Raw genomic sequence first — 293 nt, forward strand, 5'->3', positions numbered from 1 at the left:
TGGTGGCTATAGTTTGTTGGGTATTGGAGTCAATTAGTTGAGCTATCCATTTGGAACGATTGCTAATTATTGTGGCATAGGCTTGAATGTCGTAATCGGAATATCTGTATTCTCGTCTTGCGGCGTTTAAGGCGTCGCTTCGGCTCGACTGAGCGCTCGCCGAACGTCTCGCTTTTTTGGACTGGCGATCTATTTGCTTGGCTAATTGGTAAGTTGAACAATTACGTACCAGATTCATTCTTGCCATCGCTTCGTTGAGGCAGGCATTGTATAGTTGCCGTGCTGCTTGAAAC

Annotated in this window: 1 pseudogene; it reads right to left on the minus strand. The window is 45.7% G+C overall.

Annotated elements, in window-relative coordinates:
* Positions 1–293 (minus strand): annotated as a pseudogene (locus MiSe_RS50155) (RNA-guided endonuclease TnpB family protein); the annotation flags it as partial.

Origin of the sequence: Microseira wollei NIES-4236 (assembly GCF_020521235.1) — a bacterium.
Classification (GTDB): Bacteria; Cyanobacteriota; Cyanobacteriia; order Cyanobacteriales; family Aerosakkonemataceae; genus Microseira; species Microseira wollei.